Genomic DNA, 586 nt, shown 5'->3' with positions numbered 1-586 from the left:
GGCCGTGGCCCAGGCGTAGAACGCACGGAGGCTGGTCAGGGTGCGCCGGCGGGTGTTGGCGGACCAGTTGTGCCCGTCGAGCCAGCTGGCCAGCTGGGCCGGGGTCAGCCGCCACGGGTCGGTGGTGGGGTGGGCGAGTGCCAGGGCTCGCACATGGTGGGCGTAGCCGGCGGTGGTGGTCTCGGTCCTGCCCTGGGCCAGTAGGTGAGTGATCCACGCGCGCACGTGGGGTTCCCACTCGGCCGCGGTGGCGGTGGGGCGGGTCAGGCTCGCGCTCATCGGGCACCGCCGTGGGTCGAGGGGCCGGGCCCGTCGAGGATGTCGGCGGCCAGGGCCAGGGTGGTGGCCAGGGCCCGGACCTGACCGGGCTCGCACATGTCGTCGGCCAGCACGGCGACTCTCACCGAGCCGGGTGCAGGTGGGTCGAGCGCGTCGTCGCGGCTCAACATCACCGATACCTCGGGGTCGGCCGCCAGCGGCCCGGTGTGGGTCAGCCACACCCGGCCGGTGGCGTCGGCGCCGAAGGCGTGCGAGCTGGGCCCGGTGCACCAGCTCGGGCACGGCGGCGGGGCGGGTAGGGGGGTCA

The 586-nt window shown here is 75.4% G+C and carries 2 protein-coding genes; both read right to left on the bottom strand.

Annotated features, from left to right (window positions below; translation table 11 throughout):
• On the bottom strand, nucleotides 1–279 hold a 279-nt coding region (locus KD1_RS15475), incomplete at its 3' end, for a site-specific integrase (protein WP_169795420.1).
• Nucleotides 276–586: hypothetical protein (locus KD1_RS17035; RefSeq protein WP_169795419.1), on the bottom strand; the 311-nt coding region annotated here is incomplete at its 5' end. The genes KD1_RS17035 and KD1_RS15475, both read right to left, overlap by 4 nt.

The organism is Kribbia dieselivorans NBRC 106261, assembly GCF_001552435.1.
Lineage (GTDB): Bacteria > Actinomycetota > Actinomycetes > Actinomycetales > Dermatophilaceae > Kribbia > Kribbia dieselivorans.
The sequence above is the reverse complement of the archived record's forward strand: the minus strand, read 5'-3'. Positions and strand labels throughout refer to the sequence as shown.